The organism is uncultured Bradyrhizobium sp. (genome assembly GCF_947648125.1).
GTDB lineage: Bacteria > Pseudomonadota > Alphaproteobacteria > Rhizobiales > Xanthobacteraceae > Bradyrhizobium.
On record NZ_CANSMR010000002.1, the window covers coordinates 20,153 to 39,146 of the forward strand.

At 64.2% G+C, this 18,994-nt stretch carries 18 protein-coding genes, 1 tRNA gene and 1 pseudogene; 9 read left to right on the top strand and 11 right to left on the bottom strand.

Annotated elements, in window-relative coordinates; all coding sequences use genetic code 11:
* Nucleotides 1-53 precede the first annotated feature (53 nt).
* Both Q0030_RS03610 and Q0030_RS03615 read right to left on the bottom strand, forming a co-directional pair.
* A complete protein-coding gene (locus Q0030_RS03610; RefSeq protein ID WP_298363246.1) occupies nucleotides 54-233 on the bottom strand; it encodes a hypothetical protein in 180 nt (59 codons plus the stop codon).
* Nucleotides 230-502 carry a hypothetical protein gene (locus tag Q0030_RS03615; RefSeq protein WP_298363247.1) on the bottom strand — a complete coding sequence of 91 codons (273 nt, stop codon included), beginning with the start codon at nucleotides 500-502 and terminating at the stop codon, nucleotides 230-232. Before Q0030_RS03615 ends, Q0030_RS03610 begins: the two co-directional genes overlap by 4 nt.
* 47 nt (nucleotides 503-549) lie before the next feature.
* Here Q0030_RS03615 and Q0030_RS03620 point away from each other — a divergent pair.
* Nucleotides 550-762 (top strand): annotated as a pseudogene (locus tag Q0030_RS03620) (oleate hydratase); the annotation flags it as partial.
* Between the two features lie 71 nt (nucleotides 763-833).
* On the opposite strand, the gene Q0030_RS03625 reads toward Q0030_RS03620, so the two are convergent.
* Nucleotides 834-1,628, bottom strand: coding sequence for an adenylate/guanylate cyclase domain-containing protein (locus Q0030_RS03625; protein WP_298363248.1), 795 nt, complete (start codon nucleotides 1,626-1,628; stop codon nucleotides 834-836).
* 140 nt (nucleotides 1,629-1,768) lie between these two features.
* A complete protein-coding gene (locus Q0030_RS03630) occupies nucleotides 1,769-2,833 on the bottom strand; it encodes a carbon-nitrogen hydrolase family protein (protein WP_298363249.1) in 1,065 nt (354 codons plus the stop codon).
* Between the two features lie 160 nt (nucleotides 2,834-2,993).
* On the opposite strand from Q0030_RS03630, the gene Q0030_RS03635 reads away from it, so the two are divergent.
* The 3 genes from Q0030_RS03635 to Q0030_RS03645 all read left to right on the top strand — a co-directional run bounded on the left by Q0030_RS03635 (nucleotide 2,994) and on the right by Q0030_RS03645 (nucleotide 5,923).
* A complete protein-coding gene (locus Q0030_RS03635; protein ID WP_298363250.1) occupies nucleotides 2,994-3,944 on the top strand; it encodes a LysR family transcriptional regulator in 951 nt (316 codons plus the stop codon).
* 78 nt (nucleotides 3,945-4,022) lie between these two features.
* Nucleotides 4,023-4,325: a DUF485 domain-containing protein gene (locus Q0030_RS03640; protein WP_298363251.1), complete on the top strand. Its 303-nt coding sequence runs from the start codon at nucleotides 4,023-4,025 to the stop codon at nucleotides 4,323-4,325.
* A 14-nt stretch (nucleotides 4,326-4,339) separates the two neighbouring features.
* On the top strand, nucleotides 4,340-5,923 hold the full coding sequence (locus Q0030_RS03645; protein ID WP_298363252.1) for a cation acetate symporter: 1,584 nt from the start codon (nucleotides 4,340-4,342) through the stop codon (nucleotides 5,921-5,923).
* A 279-nt stretch (nucleotides 5,924-6,202) separates the two neighbouring features.
* Here Q0030_RS03645 and glmU read toward each other — a convergent pair whose 3' ends face one another.
* On the bottom strand, nucleotides 6,203-7,561 hold the full coding sequence (gene glmU, locus Q0030_RS03650; protein WP_298363253.1) for a bifunctional UDP-N-acetylglucosamine diphosphorylase/glucosamine-1-phosphate N-acetyltransferase GlmU: 1,359 nt from the start codon (nucleotides 7,559-7,561) through the stop codon (nucleotides 6,203-6,205).
* A gap of 183 nt (nucleotides 7,562-7,744) precedes the next feature.
* Between glmU and Q0030_RS03655 the strand changes: the two genes are divergently transcribed.
* Together Q0030_RS03655 and Q0030_RS03660 are read left to right on the top strand one after the other, a co-directional pair.
* On the top strand, nucleotides 7,745-9,109 hold the full coding sequence (locus Q0030_RS03655; protein WP_298363254.1) for a hypothetical protein: 1,365 nt from the start codon (nucleotides 7,745-7,747) through the stop codon (nucleotides 9,107-9,109).
* A gap of 95 nt (nucleotides 9,110-9,204) precedes the next feature.
* Nucleotides 9,205-9,585, top strand: coding sequence for a hypothetical protein (locus Q0030_RS03660; protein ID WP_298363255.1), 381 nt, complete (start codon nucleotides 9,205-9,207; stop codon nucleotides 9,583-9,585).
* Here the strand turns inward: Q0030_RS03660 and Q0030_RS03665 are convergent.
* Complete coding sequence (locus tag Q0030_RS03665; protein ID WP_298363256.1) at nucleotides 9,548-11,173, bottom strand: beta-(1-6) glucans synthase; 1,626 nt, start codon at nucleotides 11,171-11,173, stop codon at nucleotides 9,548-9,550. The two genes, Q0030_RS03660 and Q0030_RS03665, sit on opposite strands and share 38 nt — an antisense overlap.
* Nucleotides 11,174-11,417: 244 nt before the next feature.
* On the opposite strand from Q0030_RS03665, the gene Q0030_RS03670 reads away from it, so the two are divergent.
* From Q0030_RS03670 to Q0030_RS03680, 3 genes are all read left to right on the top strand, one after another.
* Complete coding sequence (locus Q0030_RS03670) at nucleotides 11,418-12,029, top strand: beta-1-3, beta-1-6-glucan biosynthesis protein (protein WP_298364547.1); 612 nt, start codon at nucleotides 11,418-11,420, stop codon at nucleotides 12,027-12,029.
* A 193-nt stretch (nucleotides 12,030-12,222) separates the two neighbouring features.
* Complete coding sequence (locus Q0030_RS03675) at nucleotides 12,223-15,051, top strand: glycosyltransferase (RefSeq protein WP_298363257.1); 2,829 nt, start codon at nucleotides 12,223-12,225, stop codon at nucleotides 15,049-15,051.
* A 177-nt stretch (nucleotides 15,052-15,228) separates the two neighbouring features.
* A tRNA-Lys gene (locus Q0030_RS03680) sits at nucleotides 15,229-15,304 on the top strand.
* 923 nt (nucleotides 15,305-16,227) lie between these two features.
* Here Q0030_RS03680 and Q0030_RS03685 read toward each other — a convergent pair.
* The 5 genes from Q0030_RS03685 to Q0030_RS03705 all read right to left on the bottom strand — a co-directional run bounded on the left by Q0030_RS03685 (nucleotide 16,228) and on the right by Q0030_RS03705 (nucleotide 18,881).
* On the bottom strand, nucleotides 16,228-16,473 hold the full coding sequence (locus Q0030_RS03685; protein WP_298363258.1) for a hypothetical protein: 246 nt from the start codon (nucleotides 16,471-16,473) through the stop codon (nucleotides 16,228-16,230).
* A 235-nt stretch (nucleotides 16,474-16,708) separates the two neighbouring features.
* Complete coding sequence (locus tag Q0030_RS03690; RefSeq protein ID WP_298363259.1) at nucleotides 16,709-16,957, bottom strand: hypothetical protein; 249 nt, start codon at nucleotides 16,955-16,957, stop codon at nucleotides 16,709-16,711.
* A gap of 178 nt (nucleotides 16,958-17,135) precedes the next feature.
* The gene (locus Q0030_RS03695) at nucleotides 17,136-18,041 is read right to left on the bottom strand and encodes a ribonuclease Z (RefSeq protein ID WP_298363260.1); all 906 of its coding nucleotides are present in this window, start codon (nucleotides 18,039-18,041) and stop codon (nucleotides 17,136-17,138) included.
* A gap of 217 nt (nucleotides 18,042-18,258) precedes the next feature.
* Nucleotides 18,259-18,453: a hypothetical protein gene (locus tag Q0030_RS03700; protein WP_223975152.1), complete on the bottom strand. Its 195-nt coding sequence runs from the start codon at nucleotides 18,451-18,453 to the stop codon at nucleotides 18,259-18,261.
* A gap of 50 nt (nucleotides 18,454-18,503) precedes the next feature.
* Nucleotides 18,504-18,881 (bottom strand): hypothetical protein, encoded by a 378-nt coding sequence (locus Q0030_RS03705; RefSeq protein ID WP_298363261.1) that lies wholly within the window; start codon nucleotides 18,879-18,881, stop codon nucleotides 18,504-18,506.
* Between the last annotated feature and the right edge of the window lie 113 nt (nucleotides 18,882-18,994).

Sequence of the window (18,994 nt, forward strand, 5' to 3'; positions counted from 1 at the left end):
TATTTTGGCAAGAGCGCGTCAACGTCGCCTAACGCAGCGGTGTCCCCAAGCCTTCACTCCCCCAGCATCGCGCAGGTGAACAGGCCCACGAAGGTCCAAAATATCATTCCGCAGAACATCGCTACGAGGTCGTGCGGCCGTAGGCCAACCAGACCCCACAGCCCGCGGCCGGTCTTGGTTAGGAACGCATCGAACAACATTTCGGCCAGGCCGCGAACCAGACTATCGATCACGGTTCCCATCCCTGGGCCCGCAGCCACATTTCACGGCACGCCATCAGCATGCCGAGCAGTCCCATCTTGAGGAGATAGAGATTGAAACCGAACGCGAGCAGGAAGCCGACCCGATCGGTGCTGCAGGAGACGAAATCCGCCCCTCCGAACATTTTCCGATGCATCGCCAATTGGCCCGTCTCGGTCCACTGATAGAGTCGTTCGCCGCCGGCATAGGCAAGCAGACTGCAAAAGATTCCGAATAGAAAGACGGCGGCAATCTTGCGCATGAAGCATTATTAGCCGCTGCTGGCTAAGGAATATTTTCGTGCGCGGCAAGCCATTCCCGGGTGAACGCCTGCTGCACCGGCTGCTCGACAAGACGTACTACGCCCACATTCTTCCGCCGTTGCCCGAACCCGACTCCACGCGACGCGGCAATGCAGAGCGCGAACTGGCGGGACTTCTCGGCAAGGGCGATCAGGCGCTCGGCGCCATCATCGGTTGGCTGGAACGAATTCGAGAGAGCATCTCGACCCGCAAGGGCTAGCGCAAGCCGTCATCAGCGCGTCGCACGTCCGCGTCGATCGCAACACCGGCGTCCAGTTCCTGCCGGACGCCTCAGTGTTCGACCCGGTAGAGCCGCCAGCGCTCCGGCACGCCCTTGAGCTGGTGGGCGCCGCGATCCTTGAAACGGATCTCGGACTCCAGCATCAGATTCCTGACCGCGCTCGAGACCAGCACCTCGCCGGCACGTGCCTTGGCGGCGACGCGCGCACCAATGTGAAACGCGAGACCGATGACCTCCGCGCCGCTCACCTTGTATTCGCCGGCATGTAATCCCACCCTGATCTCGAGCCCGAGCGTGCGCACGGCCTTGACGATCGCGGTCGCACAATCGATCCCGGCAGCGGGCGCGCGGAACGTCGCCAGCACACCGTCTCCCGTCGTCACGACCTCCTTGCCGCGCAAAGCCTTCAGCTCGCGGCGGACGGCGGCGTAATAATGGTTCATCACCGTCGCCCAACGCGCGTCGCCGAGCCGCGCGGCTTTTTCGGTGGATCGGACGATGTCGACAAAGAGGATCGTGGCGAGCGCCTGTTTGAGCTCCGAGCCCCGGTCGGCGGTCCGGCGCCGGTTCGCAATATTTCCCGTCAGCGGTTCATAGCTATGGCTGCGCCGCCGCGCGATTGCGGCCTTGGTGTAGTCCTGGGCACGCGGCACCGTGCGGCAGCGAATGGTTTTTTCCTGCGGTGGAAACGTCCAGTAGACCTTTCGCCCGGCTCCAGCGCCCTGAACCTCCACGGCGCCCCATTTCAGGAAGACCGTCGAGCCGGCCCGTCGGATGCACCATGCCTTCGACGTGTATCCGGACACGTTCGATTGATGGACTCCGATGCGAAGGAATTTGGGCATGAGCGTCCGGCCGATCGAACGAGCGCCTGGGGGCAAACCTGGGATAAAGCGTAGCCATACATTTCCGCATTGGCAACGGTGCTCGTTTCCGCACCGATCAAAAGCGCCGGGCTCTGCAATGTCCGAGAATCAGCTCTTGGTCAGCTCCGGTATTCGCGCCTCTGCCCATTCGATACGGCGTCAGCGTCGACGGACAGAATTGCCCCGTCCTGCGCTTTCGTTGTCGGCTGTTCTTCATCGCTAAATCGGGCCGGGGTCAGCCGGCTGCGGTCGACCGTCATGCCAAAGATGTCGAAGCGATTGTAGTAGCCGACCACGTCGTGAAACTGCTTCGGCTCGACGCAGCGATTGAGATCGATCTCCGCGTAGGCGATCCCTTCCTGGTCCTGCAATTCATCGCCAAACACACCACCCGTCGGATCGACGAAGAAGCTCGCCGCACGCGGCGTCTGGTCGATCACGTCGGCGACGGTTCTGTCGCGTTCAATCAGGAAGGCCCGCATCGGCTGGTCCATGTAGCCGGCGGTGACGATCCCGAATACCTTGGCTTCGAAGCAGTGGGCGCTGGCCCGGATGCGGTTGGCGGCGACGTTGTCGAAATTGCCGCCGCCTGCCGGACGCCTTGTGGGCCACATCGGCGGCCAGCTCGAGATGTGCACCTGTTCGCCCTGCGCCATCAGTGCGAAGCGGGCCAATGGATTGGTGTTCTCGCCACAGATCAGCCCACCGATCCGGCCCTGCCGTGTCTCGGCGACCTTAAGGCCCGCACCGTCTCCCGACGACCACACCAGCTTCTCATAGAAGGTCGGAACCAGCTTGCGGTGATGGACCAGAATTTCGCCGGTCTCGCCGATCAACAGGTTCGAGTTCCACAGTCCGCCAACGCTGACGGCCGAACGCTCGCTGATGCCGATCGAGACGGTGACGCCGAGGCTGCGCGCCTCGGCGCACAGCCGCGCCACTTCCGGCCCGTCCACCAGCACGGATTGCGCCGCCATGCGCACGAACAGATCGTGATTGTCGATCGGCGGCCAGAGCGCGGCCCAGACCGGAAAGGCGGGAATGTAGGTTTCAGGAAACGCGATCAGCTCGGCGCCGGCGCTGGCTGCCTCGCGCATGATGGCGATCGCCTTTTCGGTGGTCGCCCGGCTGTCGAGGAAGACGGGCGCGGCGTGGACGGCAGCAGCCTTGAAACGAGGGAGCATGACGAAAATTCCGGCTAGGATGGGTGAGCGAAGCGGTATCATCCCTGCCTTCCCGGCATGCATGGGAATTGTCGCAAGGTCGGTTGCGAAGGATCGGAGCCATCACGCGTTGGAACGGGAATTGCTTTGCTGACAGGGGCCGTAAATCCGGAGGCAGGTCATGTTCGATACGATCAACTGGGACGATTTGCGGGTCTTCCTCTGCGCCGCTCGCGCCGGAAATTTGAGTCAGACGGCAAAGCGGCTGCGGCTGGATCATTCCACCGTGAGCCGGCGGATCGCCCAGATGGAAGCTTCCCTCGGGATTGCGGTGTTCGAACGCCACCGCACCGGGCTCAAGCTCAACGAAGTCGGCGAGCGCTTGCTGCGTCATGCCGAGCGGGTTGAGAGCGCGGTGATCGCCATTCGTGAGGAAGCCAGCGCCAGCGACACCCAGGGCCTCGTCGGGACCGTGCGGCTCGCCACCATGGAGGGGATCGCCTCGCTCTATCTGGCGCAACGCTTTGCGCACCTGCGGCGCACCGCGCCGCAACTCTCCGTCGAACTCGTCACATCGGCGCAGACGGTCTACGTGCACAAGCGCGAAGCCGATCTGTTCGTGTCCTTCTTCCGGCCACCCGGTCCGGGCCTGATCTCGGAGCGCATCGGCAAGTTCCGGCTCGGGCTATTCGCGAGCCAGAGCTATCTCGACCATCACGGCATGCCTGCAAGCCTTCGCGAGCTCGCCGATCATTGGTTCGTCTCCTATATCGAGGACCTGATCCAGGTCGATTCGGTACGCTGGCTCGCCGACGTCATCGAGGAGCCGAAGATCGCCTTCCACTCCAACAGCATGATCGCACAGATGAACGCCGCGGCGGGCGGCCTCGGCATCGTCATGCTGCCGAGCTTTGCCACCAACGACCGGCCCGACCTGATCCCCGTGCTGCCCACCCTCGCCGGCACCGTTCGCGAGGTCTGGCTCAACGTCCACAGCGACCTGCAATTTGCGCCCCGCATCCGCGCTGTCCGCGCGTTTCTGAAAAATACCTTGAAGCAGGACCCCGACATGCAGGTCTCGCTGGCCGATGCCGTGCCGCAGCCGCGCACGGCAGATTGCAAAAATCCATAGTTCCCTTCGCTCGGAGCCCGGCTGAAGCTCGCCCGATTGGCGCAAGGTAGCGCGCGCTGAAGTTTTGAGGGGGCAAACATGAACGTGGTTATTCCAGGCAAACCCGATCCGGCGCCGAGCGTCAGCGCCCTGGCCAAGAAACTGGCCAGGAAGCGGCTGATCGTCGCGCTTGTGCTCAGTGCCGCGATGATCGTGATCTATTTCGGCTTCATGGGGCTGTTCGCGTTCGACAAGCCGCTGCTCGGCACCATCCTGGTGCCCGGCCTGTCGCTCTGCATTGTGCTCGGCCCGCTCGTCATCATCTCCTCCTTCGCGCTCTGCCTGGTCTACGTGGTGTGGGCGAACCGGGTGTTCGATGCCGGCATCCGCAATCTTCGCTGAACGGGCAGAGAAAGATGGGCAACAGCACGCTCTCGATCGGGTTCTTCTTCGCCTTCATGGCGTTGACGCTGGCGATCACCTATTGGGCCGCACGGCGCACGCGCACCACCGAACACTTCTTCGCCGCCGGCGGCCAGGTCACGCCGTGGCAGAACGGTTGGGCCCTCGCAGGTGACTTCCTGAGCGCCGCCGCCCTGCTCGGAATTGCCGGCATCGTCACCTCAAACGGCTTCGACGGCATGATCTATTCGATCGGGTGGCTGGTCGGTTGGCCGATCATTCTGTTCCTGATCGTCGAACCGCTCCGCAACGTCGGCCGCTTTACCTTCGCCGACGTCGTGGCCTATCGGCTGCGCCAGCGCCCGGTGCGCCTCGCCGGCGCCGTCGGGACGCTGGCCGTCATCCTGTTCTACCTGATCGCCCAGATGGTCGCGACGGGATCGCTGATCAAGCTGCTGTTCGGCCTGCCCTACACCTGGTCGGTCGTCGTGGTCGGCAGCGTCATGCTGGTCTATGTGCTGTTCGGCGGCATGTTGGCGACGACCTGGGTGCAGGTGGTGAAGGCTGCGCTGCTGATGGGAGGCGGCATCCTGCTCGCTTTTCTCGTGTTGACCCATTTCGACATGAACCCGCTCAAGCTGTTCGCCGCGGCATCCGAGAAATACGGCACCAAGGTCCTGCAGCCGGGATCGAAGGTGGTCTCGGGCCAATGGGACGCGATCTCGCTCGGGCTCGGCCTGATGTTCGGAACCGCCGCGATGCCGCATGTGCTGATGCGGGCCTATACGGTGAAGGATGCCAAGGCCGCGCGGCTGTCGATCCTCTATGCCACCGGCCTGATCGGCGTCTTTCATCTCATGGTCTTCATCATCGGCTTTGGCGCCATGGTGCTGGTCGGCGCCGACGCGGTGGCAAAGGCCGGAGGCGGCGGCAACATGGCAGCGCCGCTGCTCGCGCTCACGGTCGGCGGCAATGCCTTCTTCGGCTTCATCTGTGCGGTCGCATTCGCGACCATGCTCGCCGTCGTCGCGGGGCTGACGCTGTCGGGCGTCGCCACGCTCTGCCATGACGTCTGGACCAATGTGATCCGCAACGGCACCGCTTCCGAGGCCGAGCAGCTCAAGGTCGCGCGTGTCGCGACCGTCATGATTTCGATCTTCGCGATCTTTCTCGGCATCGCGTTCGAGGGCCAGAACGTCGCCTTCATGGCGGGCCTTGCGTTCTCGATCGCCTGCGCCGCCAATTTCCCCTCGCTGGTGCTCGCCATCACCTGGCGCCGCTTCACGACGCCTGCAGCCGTGGCGAGCATCCTCGTCGGCACGCTGAGCTCGCTTGTGCTGATCTACCTGTCGCCGACCATCCAGGTCGACATTCTCGGCAAGCCGCTGGCCGCGATCGAGCATCAATGGTGGTTCGTGTCGCTGCGCAACCCGGCGATTATCAGCATGCCGCTATCGTTCGCGGTCGCGATCCTGCTGTCGCTGGTCACGCAGGAGAAGAACGCCGACCTCGCCTTTGACGAGATGCAGCGGCGCATCCTGCTCGGACCGGTTCAGCCGAACGCCAGCAAGCAGGGCGAGGTGAAGAGTGCGGCCTGAACCGCGGCGCGCAAGGCGAGATGTCGCGATAGCGCGGTAGCTCACATATCGTGCAACACACTCAGTGTCGTCCTGGCGAAAGCCAGGACCCATTACCCCTTACGCCAATTGCTGCGCGACGCTGGGGCCCCAATCCCTCTCACAATCACATGTAGTGGTTATGGGTCCTGGCTTTCGCCAGGACGACGATTGGGGAGATTGCGTGCTCAAATCTATCACCGTTCTGCCGGCACAATGGCGAAGCCGTTGCGTCGGCGTGACGACAATCACGCCAACCCCTCACTTCCCCTTCGCGGCCTTCGCCTTCAGCTTCGCGGCGCGGTAGCGCGCGGCGCCGCCTTCGCGGACCGACTGTTCGCTGCGCTCGAGCGCCATCGCGTCGTCGGGAACGTCCTTGGTGATGACCGAGCCCGAGCCGATATAGGCGCCCTTGCCGATCGTCACCGGCGCGACCAGCGAGGTGTTGGTGCCGACGAAGGCGCCCTCGCCGATCAGCGTCTTGTGCTTGAGGAAACCGTCATAGTTGCAGGTGATGGTGCCGGCGCCGAGATTGGAATTGGCGCCGACATGGGCATCGCCAACATAGGAGAGATGGTTGACCTTGACGCCGGCCTCGAGCACAGCGGCCTTGGTCTCGACGAAATTGCCGATCCGCGCGCCGTCGCCGAGCGAGGTGCCGGGCCGCAGCCGCGCATAGGGACCGACCGACACCTTCTTGCCGATGCGGGCCTCGACGATGTGCGAGAAGGAATGGATCACGGCGCCGTCGTCGATCGAAACGCCCGGTCCGATCACCACGAACGGCTCGATCACAACGTCCTTGCCGAATTTGGTGTCGGCGGCGAGATAGACCGTCTCGGGCGCGATCAGGGTCACGCCGGCCTCCAGCGCCTGCTTGCGCAGCCGCGCCTGCATCACGGCCTCCGCCTCGGCGAGCTGTGCCTTGGTGTTGATGCCGCGCACTTCATCTTCGCTGGTTTCGATCACGACGGCCTCCAGTCCCGATTCCCTGATGATGCCGACGGCATCGGTCAGATAATATTCGCCCTTGGCGTTGGCATTGCCGATCTTCTCGATGATCGCGAGCGCCCTGCTGCCGTCGAACGCCATCACGCCGGCATTGCACAGCGTGATCTTGCGCTCTTCAACGCTGGCATCGGCATGCTCGCGGATCGCAACCAGTCTGCCGTTCTCGACCACGAGGCGGCCGTAGCCGGTCGGGTCGGCGGCGTGGAAGCCGAGCACCGCAAGCGCAGCGCCCTCGCGCAGCGGCGCGCGCATCCGCGCAAAGGTCTCGGCCGAGATCAGCGGCGTGTCGCCGAACGCGACCAAGAGGTCGTCGGCGCCGCGGGCGAGCGCCTCGCGCGCCGCCAGCACCGCATGCGCCGTACCGAGCCGCTCGCGCTGCACGAAGATCTGCGCGTCGGGCCGCACCCGGCGCGCCTCGGCGGCGACCGCCTCGTGGTCGGGACCGATCACGACCGCGAGCTGCGAGCCCTCGCCGGCGGCTGCGGCATCGAGCACATGTGCCAGCAGCGACTGCCCAGCCACCGGGTGCAACACCTTCGGCAGCGATGAGCGCATCCGCGTGCCCTCACCGGCCGCAAGCACCACTGTCAGGCTCGATCGCGCAGTCATTCGGCATCCTCGACGGTTCGCGCAGTCCGCTGCGCAACTCTTTCTTCGAGGCCGTCTTTAATTGTTTTCCCCGGCAGAAGAAACCGATTCGCCTCCGTGGCCCCTCAGATTCAAGTTCCCGGTCCATTTCCTGTTAATCTTTGCCTCGTGATTCGGCGGGCCTTGAGGAGGGCCAAGCGGGCTTTGGCCAAAGATCCCGACAATCTGGCGGCGGATTTCGACACCGAAAGCACCACCGGCTTTTTGGCCGAGGAGGATGCTTTCGATCGCCGCATGCTGTGGCGGCTCGGCTCGTGGGGCGTGGCTGCGGTCGGCGCCGTCGCCATCGCCGTGATGGCCAACCAGTCGGCGCTGACGCTGCGGCGCGACCAGGTCGCTGCATCTGATATCGCGCGCCAGGCCCAGCAGCTGCAGACGCTGGCGAAGGAGAGCCACAATGAGACGCGCCGGCTGGCATCCGCGATCGATACGCTCAACGGCGACCGCGACCGGCTGTATTCGCGCGTCACTACGCTGGAACAGGGCCTCGACTCCGTGACCGGCACGATCGCGAAACAGCCGGTGGCGGCCGTGACGGCACCACCATCAACCTCGGCAGCGGCGCCTGCTACGCCGCCCGCCTCAGCCAATCCGTCGCCCGCAGTGGCGGCACCAGCCGTTGCCACCGTCGCAACGACGCCGCCTGCCGCATCGGACAAGCCAGTCGCGACCGACAAGGTGGTGGCATCCATCGACAGCAAGCCGGCACCGGCCGAGAAGCCGGTTGCTGCGGCCGAGAAGCCCTTGGCGGCCGACAAGAAACCGGCGGCCGCCGCGAGCAGGCCGCAGGTTGCCGCGGAGAAGCCGTCAGCCTCCGAGAGTTCGCCGCCGGTTACGGCCTCCGCCCCATCAGTTGCCAGTCCGATGAGCGCCGCTGCCGCGGCCAGCACCGAGGAAGCAAAAGCCGCCGCGCCGGTCGCGGACAAGCCGCTGATGGCATCGCGCGATCCCGCGCAGAACAAGGCAACCGAAGCGGCCAAGCCGCCGACCGCGAGCGATGTCAACGCCGCGCCGATCCCGCCGCTGGTGATCACCCCCGATCCGGACTCCGAAGTTGAAGAGGATGCGCCGAAGGCGCAGATCCAGCGCACCGAGTTCGGCGTCGATCTCGGCACGGCAAATTCGGTCAACGGGCTGCGCGCGCTGTGGCGCGGCCTCTTGAAGTCGAAGGCCAACGCGCCGCTGGCTGCGCTGCGGCCGATCATCGTCATCAAGGAGAACAGCAACGGGCTCGGCATGCAGTTGCGCCTGGTCGCCGGACCGCTGAACGACGCCGGGACCGCCGCCAAGATTTGCGCCGGTCTCAGCCTGGTGCAGCGGACCTGCGAGACGGCGATCTATGACGGCCAGCGGCTGGCCCTGAACGAGCCGCCTGCCGGCAGCAAGCCGCCGCAGCCGCATCGGCGGGTCGCGCCGAGGCGCACCGTCGCACCGCCGCAGCCGGTTGCTGAGGAAAAGAAGCCGGAAGGAACGACGATCTCCTCGATGTTTCGGCGAAACAGCCAATAATCATGTCCGGCAAGGGATTGCGGCCAAATTCTCAACCGATTTCGCTGCTTTGACCGAGCCTTGTCCGAAACCCCGTTCCCGACCATAGTGCCGCGATGACAAAACCTCCGTTCCGCCTTTCCCCCTATCAGGTCCAGTTCCTGATGGTCGTGGGCTTCGTCACCGTCGGTTACGCGCTGTACGTGCGCTATCTGGCGATCGAATTCTCGCCCGTTGCCCTGGCCTGCGACGCCGGCACACAAACCATGCTCTGCAAGGCCCGCGCGCTGTCGACCGTGCTGTTCAAGAACTCGGTGTTCGGGATCACCGCGCTGGTGATTGCGGTGCTGAACCTGACGCGGCCGTCGATCGTGCTGCTCACCGTCGGCTTGATCGCAGCCGGGCTCGGGATCGTGCTCTACAACGTGGTGCTGTCGGGGCTCGCGATCGGGCTGTTCATCATGGGTTTTGCGCGGCCCGCGCCCGCCACAGCGTAGCGGCGAGCAAGAGGTACATCACGCAGGTCCAGTCCGACTGCCAATTGATCGTGCCCTCGCTGTAGATCGTGAACAGCGCGGCGATCGCGAGCAGGCCGGCGAACACGGATTCCGCGAGCGGCCGGATGCCTTCCTTCGGGCGATTGAGCATGGTCAGCAGCGCGAACGGCACCACCGCCATGGTAAGCGAGGCATAGGGGAAATCGCGGTAGCGCGGATCGAAGGCGAAGCCGAGCGCGGTTTCGGCTGCGATCACCGTGGTGATGACCAGCACGATCGCCAGCAACGCGCCGATCGCACCCTTGCCGCGATAGTCGCGCGGCCCGGCCAGTTCCAGGAAGGTCGGCAGCGAGCGCCCGGCGATCAGCGCATGCGCGGTCAGCAGGGGCGATGCGATCGCGGCCGCCAGCAGCACGCTCCAATGCAGCCAGCCGCCGACGCCGTAGCTCTCGTAATACACCTTGTCGCCGGCGATCCCGAGCAGCGTCCCCGCCGTCGTCGCTGAAATGGCGACCGCGATCCAGGCCGACGGTCGCGGCGTCCAGGGCCGGCGGCGCAGCGTCAGCCAGGCCGCGAGGAAGGTGGCGATCGAGAGCGCCATACCGCCCGCCATCTGCAGCTTCCAGGTGGGATAATTGCTGATCGCAACGCCGGGCGGGTACTTCACCTGCCGCTTGACCGCATCGAACAGGCCCCAATTGCCGCCGACGGTGCCCTCGAGCTTGCGCTTCCAGGGCTGGTCATAGGCCTCGATCAGGTTGACGCGAAAACCCTCGCGCTTGGCGAGGTCGAGGATCTCGGACACCACCCGCGCCTGGTTGGTGCGTGACGGCAATGCGCCCTCCCGCATCCGTCCGGCGCTCGGCCAGCCGGTCTCGCCGATCAGGATCTCCTTGCCCGGGAACGTCACCGCCATCCGCTTGCGGATATCGTCGACATGCGCCGCGGCGTACTTCGCCTTGACCGGGATGTCCTCCCAATACGGCAGGATGTGAATGGTGACGAAATCGACCGCGTCGTAGATCTCGCGGTTCTTCAGCCAGTATTCCCAGACGTCGGCATAGGTGACGGGGAGATTGCCCGCCGCGGCCTTCACCGCGCGGATGTTGCCGGCAAGATCGGTGGCGGTCATCTCGCCGCGCAGCAGCACCTCGTTGCCGACGATCAGCGAGGTGACGACACCGGGATATTCCTTGGCGAGCCGGACCGCGATCGCGATCTGCTGCAAATTCTTGAAGCGGTTGCTGCTGAGCCAGATGCCCTGCATCACCTTCAGCCCGACCTTGGCCGCCACGCCGGGCACCTGGTCGAGGCCGTTCTCGATCGAATAGGTGCGCACGCAGTCGGTGACCTTGGCGAGATCGGCGAGGTCCTGTTCGATCTGCTCGACCGGAATCTGCGTGGTCGGATCGAGCGGCGTCTGGGCGCCGCGGAACGGCGTGTAGGACACGCATTGCAGCTTTGCGGCAGGATCAATCGGCGCACGCGCGAGAGTAATCGGCGTGGCGAGCCACCACCACACAGATGCAATCACAGCGAGCGAGATCAGGAGAAGCGCCAGCGGCGTACGAAGCGAAATCGGTTCCATCCTCCGGGGGACCGTCGAATTAGCCGGTCACAGCCCGTCTGCCAAGTCCAGGAATCGGTCAATACCATGGTTGTCCTGCGACAGTTTTGCGCTGGGTCGATAAAGTTGTGAGTTTGCTGGACAAAATACCAAATTCCAGTCATGGGATTCCGCCAGAGTCTCCGCCGCACTGGAGACCTATTTGGACGGCATCACGCGAGCCGTTAGGATGATCCCGCAGGGGCCGGAACATATCGGGGAATGCATGCGTCGACGGCTGCTTGAGTTGAAGAACACTGCTTTGCGCCATCTTGCCGTAACAGGCCTCGTCACAGCGCTCGCGCTCCTGAATGGAGCCGGCGGCGCGTTCGCCCAGAGCGGCACGCCGAATCCGCCTGATCAGGCCAAACAGCAGCCTGGACAGGCTGACGCCAATGCCAACGCCGTGCGGGAGGCCAACCAGCGCAAGGTCGAGGAATTCGTCGAGGCCCAGCAGGCCATCAACGGCCCGGCCGGCAACCCGGAATGCGTCTGGCTCGGCCGCCGCGTGGTCCGCCTGATGTGGAACGACGACCTCGATACCGCGTTCCGCCACCTTGACCTCTATGACCGGTTCGGCTGCCCCGGCGGCCACGTCCAGGCCGCCTTTCGCTGCCTGACCCGGTTCGGCGCCCAGATCGACGACAAGGTGCGCGGCAGCCTCGACGGCCGCATCCACGCCTGCTGGATCAACCCGGGGGCCCAGCCGCAGGCCGCGGCAGCCGCCGCCGCGCCCACCCCGGCGCCGTCGGCGGCCGGCAATGCCGCGCCTGCGCCGGCCGCCTCGCCCTCGCCTGCGCCGACCCCGTCGGCGACACCGGCGCCGGCATCGAAATAACCGCGTCGCTCGATCGGATCCGGCCGCGATTTTTTTCGCGGCTGGAACGGCTTGCGCCCTTAAAACGCCATCGCGGCACACCAGTTGTTAAATCGGATGGCGGAGATATCTTTCCCTCCGCCGCTATGTTGGTCGAACCCAGGGGACGGGTTCGCTTAGTCCTCAATCTCAGGCCCCGTATGGTTTAACCGCGATGCGCGCCGTCGTCGCCGTCCTGTTGCTTGTCACCGCCGCCCACGCCGCCCTGTGGGGTCTCTTCCAGGAGAAGCAGTCGGCGCCCGATTTCCGTGGCACATTGCCGAGCCTGTCCTACGCCCCGTTCGAGTCCGGCCACTCCGTCGCCGACATTGCCGCCGACACCGAGAAGGTGCGCACCGATCTGCGAAAGCTGTCGACGCTCACAAAAGCCGTCCGCCTCTATTCGTCGACCGAAGGCAACGAGCTGGTGCCGCCGGTCGCCGCCGAGTTCGGCATGAAGGTCACGGTCGGCGCCTGGATCGACAAGGACGCCAACCGCAACAATCGCGAGCTCGAAGCCGCGATCAACCTGGCCAAGCGCAACAGCAACGTCATCGGCATCGTGGTCGGCAACGAAACCGTGTTCCGCGGCGAGCAGGTCCCGCTGGAAAACCTCGGCTCGGTTCCGGAGATCGGAGTGCCGCCTGAGGAGTCCGAACGGATCCTCCGCGAGGAGGCGCAGCGCCTGCACGACGCGGAAACGCAGCCTGAGGACAAGCGGGCCGAAGCCGTCAAATGGGCGATCGCCGAAAGCAACGTGCATCGCCTGATCAAGGTGATCCAGCGTGTCAAGAAGTCGGTCAGCGTTCCCGTTACGACCGGCGAAATCTGGAACATCTGGCGCGACCATCCGCAGCTCGCCAATTCATCTGATTTCATCGCCGCGCACGTGCTGCCGTACTGGGAAAACTTCACCGACAAGCAGGCGGTGGATCAGGCGGTCGACCGCTACAATTTGTTGCGCGACTCGTTCCCCGGCAAGCGCATCCTGATCGCCGAATTCGGCTGGCCGAGCCAGGGCTACAATCTGCGCAGCGCCGAACCCGGTCCGTTCCAGCAAGCCACCGTGCTGCGCAACTTTGTCGCGCGCGCCGAAGCCATCGGCATGGACTACAACATCGTCGAAGCCATCGATCAGCCGTGGAAATTCTTTGAAGGCGGCGTCGGTCCCTACTGGGGCATCCTCAATGCCGACCGCGAGGCGAAGTTCGCCTGGACCGGCCCGGTCACCGATCTGAACTACTGGAAGATCGCGGTCGTCGCGGTGCTGGTCGGCCTCTTCATGTCGCTGCCGATCCTGCGGCTGGACCAGCCGACCGTGATGCAGGCGCTGCTGCTGTCGGCCGCAGCCAACGGCGTCGGCGCCTGGGTGGCAACCGTCTTTTCGTACTGGACCACGCACTACTTCGTCTGGGGTTCGGCCTTCGCGCTCAGCCTGGGCCTCGTGCTGCTGGTTCCGCTGGTCCTGATCGCGATGGCGCGGATCGAGGAGATCGCAGCGGTCGCATTCGGCCGCGGCCCGCGCCGGCTGATCGGCAAGAGCGAACCGCTCGCGCCGGCCACGATGGGCGAGAATGTGACGTTCCCGAAAGTCTCGATCCACATCCCGGCCTATTTCGAACCGGTCGAGATGCTGAAGCAGACGCTCGATGCAGTGTCGCGGCTCGACTATCCGAATTTCGAATGCGTCTGCATCATCAACAACACGCCCGATCCCGACTTCTGGCGGCCGATCCAGGATCACTGCCGCATGCTCGGCGAGCGCTTCAAGTTCATCAACGCCGAGAAGGTGCAGGGCTTCAAGGCCGGCGCGCTGCGGATTGCGATGGAGCGAACCGCCGCGGACGCCGAGATCATCGGCATCATCGACGCCGATTATGTCGTGCATCCGGACTGGCTCAAGGACCTCGTGCCGGCCTTCGCCGATCCGCGCGTCGGCCTCGTGCAGGCGCCGCAGGAGCATCGCGACGGCGACCGCTCGCTGATGCACTACATCATGAACGGCGAATATGCCGGGTTCTTCGACATCGGCATGGTCCAGCGCAACGAGTTCAACGCCATCATCGTGCACGGCACGATGTGCCTGATCCGCCGCGCCGCGATGGACAAGGCCGGCGGCTGGTCCTCCGACACGATCTGCGAGGACACCGATCTTGGTCTCTCGATCCAGCAGCAGGGCTGGCTCACCCACTACACCAATGTGCGTTACGGCGAAGGCCTGCTGCCCGACACCTATGAGGCCTTCAAGAAGCAGCGCCACCGCTGGGCCTATGGCGGCTTCCAGATCGTCAAGAAGCACTGGCGGCGCTTCCTGCCTGGCGCCAGCCGCCTGACGCCCGACCAGCGCCGCGAATTCTCGCTCGGCTGGCTCAACTGGCTAGGGGCCGAAAGCCTCGGCGTCGTGGTCGCGATCCTCAATCTGATCTGGGTGCCGATCGTCGCCTTCGCCGACATCGCGATCCCCGACAAGATCCTGACGCTGCCGATCATCGCCTCCTTCATCGTCTCGCTGATGCACTTCGTGGTGCTCTACCGGCTGCGGGTGAACATCAAGGCGGCCCAGATGCTGGGCGCCATGATCGCGGCGATGAGCGTGCAATGGACGGTGTCGCGCGCAGTCGCGCAGGGGCTGATCACCGAGCATCTCGCCTTCGCCCGCACCTCGAAGGGCGGCCTGTCGCGGATGTCGATCGAATTCCAGGCGTTCTGGGAGGCCGTGATCGGCGTGCTACTGCTGGTCGGCGCCATCGTGCTGGTCGTCACCAACGGCTACAAGCAGGTGCGCGAGATCTACATCTTCGCCGGCGTGCTGGTGCTGCAAAGCCTGCCATTCCTTGCCGCGGTCTCCATCGCGATCCTGGAGAATTCGCGGATCAACGAGTTCGCGTTCTGGCGCAACAGCGCGATCCGGACCGCGGAACTGATCGGGCTGCGCCCGGTCAGCCTGCCCTCGGTCGCCGCCCCGTCGCAGCCGGTCGGATCGGAAATCCGCCACGACAGCTGACTAACTTCAAGAAACCGGCCTAACCTGAGGCACCGGAACGGCAAATCCGCCCTCACGGTACACAATTGACCGCCCCTCGGCTATTGACCCGATGGGCCCTGCCCCCTACACAGCGCGGGCTGGAGCATGATCCGGAGCGGTGCGAAGCCTGCGTCCGGATCCGATGTTCAGGTGAGTGAGCGCGTAGCTCAGGCGGTAGAGCACGTGACTTTTAATCATGGGGTCGAGGGTTCGAGTCCCTCCGCGCTCACCAATTCCCCAGACTTCCGAGCTGTTTCAGAGGCTTCCCGCAGCAACATCCATTTGCCGTTGGTGCCGCACGTCATTTAAGCGCGGCGAGGGATGGCGATAGCTCGGCCTCATCCTGGAAGTAGCGTTTCACCAACTACGGTCCCCGAGAACTTTCCCGTTAGGCTTAGGCAGCTTGAGTTGGTCTCGCTGAGCACAGAGGCCGGCAATCTTGTCGAGCATCCGTTCAAGCAGCGCTTCGGTCGCGGCCGTTGGCCATCCCTCTTTCCATGTGCAAAATGCGATACCAGGAGCTAGCACATGAAACTTGCTGGGGCAGTCGCAGTTTGGGTCGTGCCCTGCGTACTTGCCGCAACTGCCAACGCACAGAGCTGCCTCACGGGCCCCATCAAAACGAAGGATGGCTCGCTGCAGACGTGGACTGTCGTCAATCACTGCGGCGCACCGGTAACAGTGCGCTATTCGCTGAAAGGTCCCCTGGGCAAAAATGCAAAAAGCGCAGTCGTCCCCGCTTGCAGTAGGCAGCGGATCGTTCAGACCTTCGAGACAGATCAGATCGATTTTCTAGAAACGGCATATGGTCCAGGCTGGGAGAAGATTTGCCCATCATTGGACGATGAGATTCGTCCCAAGAAGCGACCGGAAAAATCAACCAACGAAGCAGATCAGATCCCATTTCCATCCATAAGCCCTCCGCCCATTGGCCGGTCCAAGCCAATAGGGCCTGCGGGAGGCAAACCCATTCCCAAGGGATAGTCTGGGGATTGGTTTCTCAGTGCCCCTGCGACCCGCAACAGTCTGGATGCTCCCATAGCTGCGACTAGCTCAGCGTCGACCGAATTTCACGCTGTTCAAGATGACGGAGCCGAAGTTGCAGCCGTGCCCTCACTTCCCCAGCCGATCACAGATGCCGTCACCGCTACCCGCTCACGGGTCGACCGTCAGCGGCAACTCGCCCTGACCGTTCGTCCAGTCGATGATATCGAGCTGGAGCCCTCGCTTCAGCATCTCTGCCTCGAGACTCCCGGCGTGGCGTTTCCATTCGGGCGTCGCGCGGACGCGGAATTTGGGCTCTTCGCCGCTGGCCTCGAATTCATCGTCGGCCTTGAGCGCGCCGCGGATGGCTTCGTACATCATCTTCAGGCTGGCGTCGGTGAAGGCGCCGTAGTCCATCGGTCGTCTCCCTCAGCACTCTCGGAACGCAAAAGGCCGCCACGGAGCTTGTCGTGGCAGCCTCCTGCATAGCGGCCCATCCGGACGGCCCAGCGAGAGCATGGGTGAGTCGGGTTAATGAAACCTTGTCGGTGCGGCGGCCGCCCCCTTTGATGGAGCTCGCCGGCAAAGCCGACAAAGAAGGGCCCCGCCGAAGCGAGGCCCTCTTGGTTACGCGTGGTGCGTCCGGCACCCGTTAGTCGTCATCCCAGTCACGACCACGGATCACGACGCCACGGTCGCGGTAGTAGTCCCGGTGGTGGTACCAGCCGCGGTGCCAACCGCGGTCGTGATCCCGGTACACGATGCGCGGACCATCATATCGATCGCCGTAGTAGCCGTGGCCGCTGCCGACATAGACGCCCACACCCTGCGCGCTGGCAATGGTCGGTGCCGCTATCGAGAGTGCCGCAACCGCGGCAAGAGCGTAAGTAACCTTCGTCATGGCATCCTCCTTTTCAGTCCCCCGTGATAACGACCGGCGTCCGCGCATGTTGCAGGAACAAGTTTGGAACTTTCCTGAACGCCTGTTCAACATCGTGGTGAGTTCGATGCGATCCACGGTGCGATGTCGAGGAACCTCGACGCGTTCCAATCACCGAGACCGCAGACGCTGGCAGCGCTCAGATCATGATGCGGTCGAAGTCGTTGGCTAGCCGGCTATTCGGGAAGGTCCCCGTCGCCTCCACCAGAACGTCCTCGTCCGGGTAGCGGCCCGAGATGTGTGTGAGGACGAGCTGCTTGACCGCGCTCCGCGCCGCAAGCGCGGCTGCTTCCGTGGCCGTCAAATGCCCGTACTCCCGCGCGATGGCCGCGTCGCGCGCGAGAAACGTCGCTTCGATCACCAACACGTCGGCGTCTCTGACGTGGTCGTCCAGCCCCTCGGTGGTTTCGGTATCGCCGACAATGACGAGCTTCCTTCGTCCCTGGGCGGGACCAAGCACCTGCTCCGGATCGATGGTCCGGCCGTCGTCCAACCTCACCTGCCTTCCGTCCGCGAGCTCCCGGCGAACGGGCCCATCAGGAACGCGCAGCGCCAGCAGGCGGTCCGGGAGGAGATGCCGGCGGATCGCGCTCTGAAAGGAGAAAGCGAAACTGTCCGTGTCCCGGTGGCGGACCGGAAAACAATCGATGGTGAATTCGCCTGCGTCGAGGACTCGTCCCTCGGTCAATGGCGCGAGATCAAGCGGGATCGGCGCTCGGCCTTCGCCCCAAAGCCCTGCCAGCATGCGGACGACGACATCGAGCGTGCCGAGCCCGCCATGAATTGTCATCGCATCCGAACTTTGCCGCAACCGTAGGGTCGAAAACAGCCCGGGAATGCCGAGCACATGATCGAAATGCCCATGCGTCAGCAGCAGGTGATCAAGCCGTCGAAAGCCGGCGCCACTCCGCAGCAGCTGACGCTGCGTTCCCTCGCCGCAATCGACCAGGATACGACTGCCGCCTGCCTCAACGAGAGTGCCAGGGTGGTTGCGTTCGGGCGACGGCACGCTTGCCGACGTTCCCAGAAAAGTCAGCGCGAACATCGCAACACCTCTTGGACTGCCGACGGCTCCATGCCCCCAGATTGAGCTTCTGATGGCAGCCTCGTCCGGCGCGTTCAAGCGCTCGATGTTGGCGACAATGGCGGGACCACGGTCGTCCCGAAGCCGGCGCGCTCAGCGATCTCACGGCCGCCGTGGCCGAGCAAGCCGGCTGCTTCGCAAGCGGTCGCGCCGCGCCCTTGCCAGCCTCTCAATCGGATCACAGCCTCAGGCATCGAAACAATTGGGCGAGCGCCGTGTTGGCAGATTGGGCGCGCCGTTCGAGGATTTCGGCAGCTGTAGCGTAGTTGCGCGCCAGGATCTGGAGCGCGCGTCGAGCATCCGGCAGCGTGGACTGCCTGGCCATCTCCAGGCACTGATGCTCGAAGTAGCGAAGCTCCTCAAGTTCGGTCATTGCGATTCGTCCGATTTCATCTGCATCTTCGAACTCAGTGCGCCAACGGCCTAGTGAAAGTTTGGCAGGATTGTTGCGGACGAGGGATGATCTGGTCGGAGTGTTGCCGGATGCATGATTTGATAATCACTGCTCCGTGACCAGCACGGGTGCGTGCTGCGCGGATCGACAAGCGCGCCCGATCGCTTCAGTATGCGTGAGTCTTGCTTCGGACGCAGCAACGTCTTGACCGCAGCGCGGGGCATCCTCGCGAGGATTGCGGTGGTGGGGCATTTGGTGGACTTGTTGCGGTAGGCCATGGCCGGCGCATCCTTGAGTTGGCTTTGTTGAACCCGATGAAGAAACGCGATTGGGCCTTTGTGGCCGCCTGTGTGGCCGGCGCGCTGCTGTTCGGTATCTGGAGTTTCCAGATGGGTGTCGCGTTTCATCGCTCCCGGCAGGGCCCAATCGATCTCTCCAGCTCGCACCGGCGCGGCCGATGACAGCGACGAACAGGCCCGACAGCCGCGATAGCTGGCGCAATTGCGTTCCTCACCGCCGC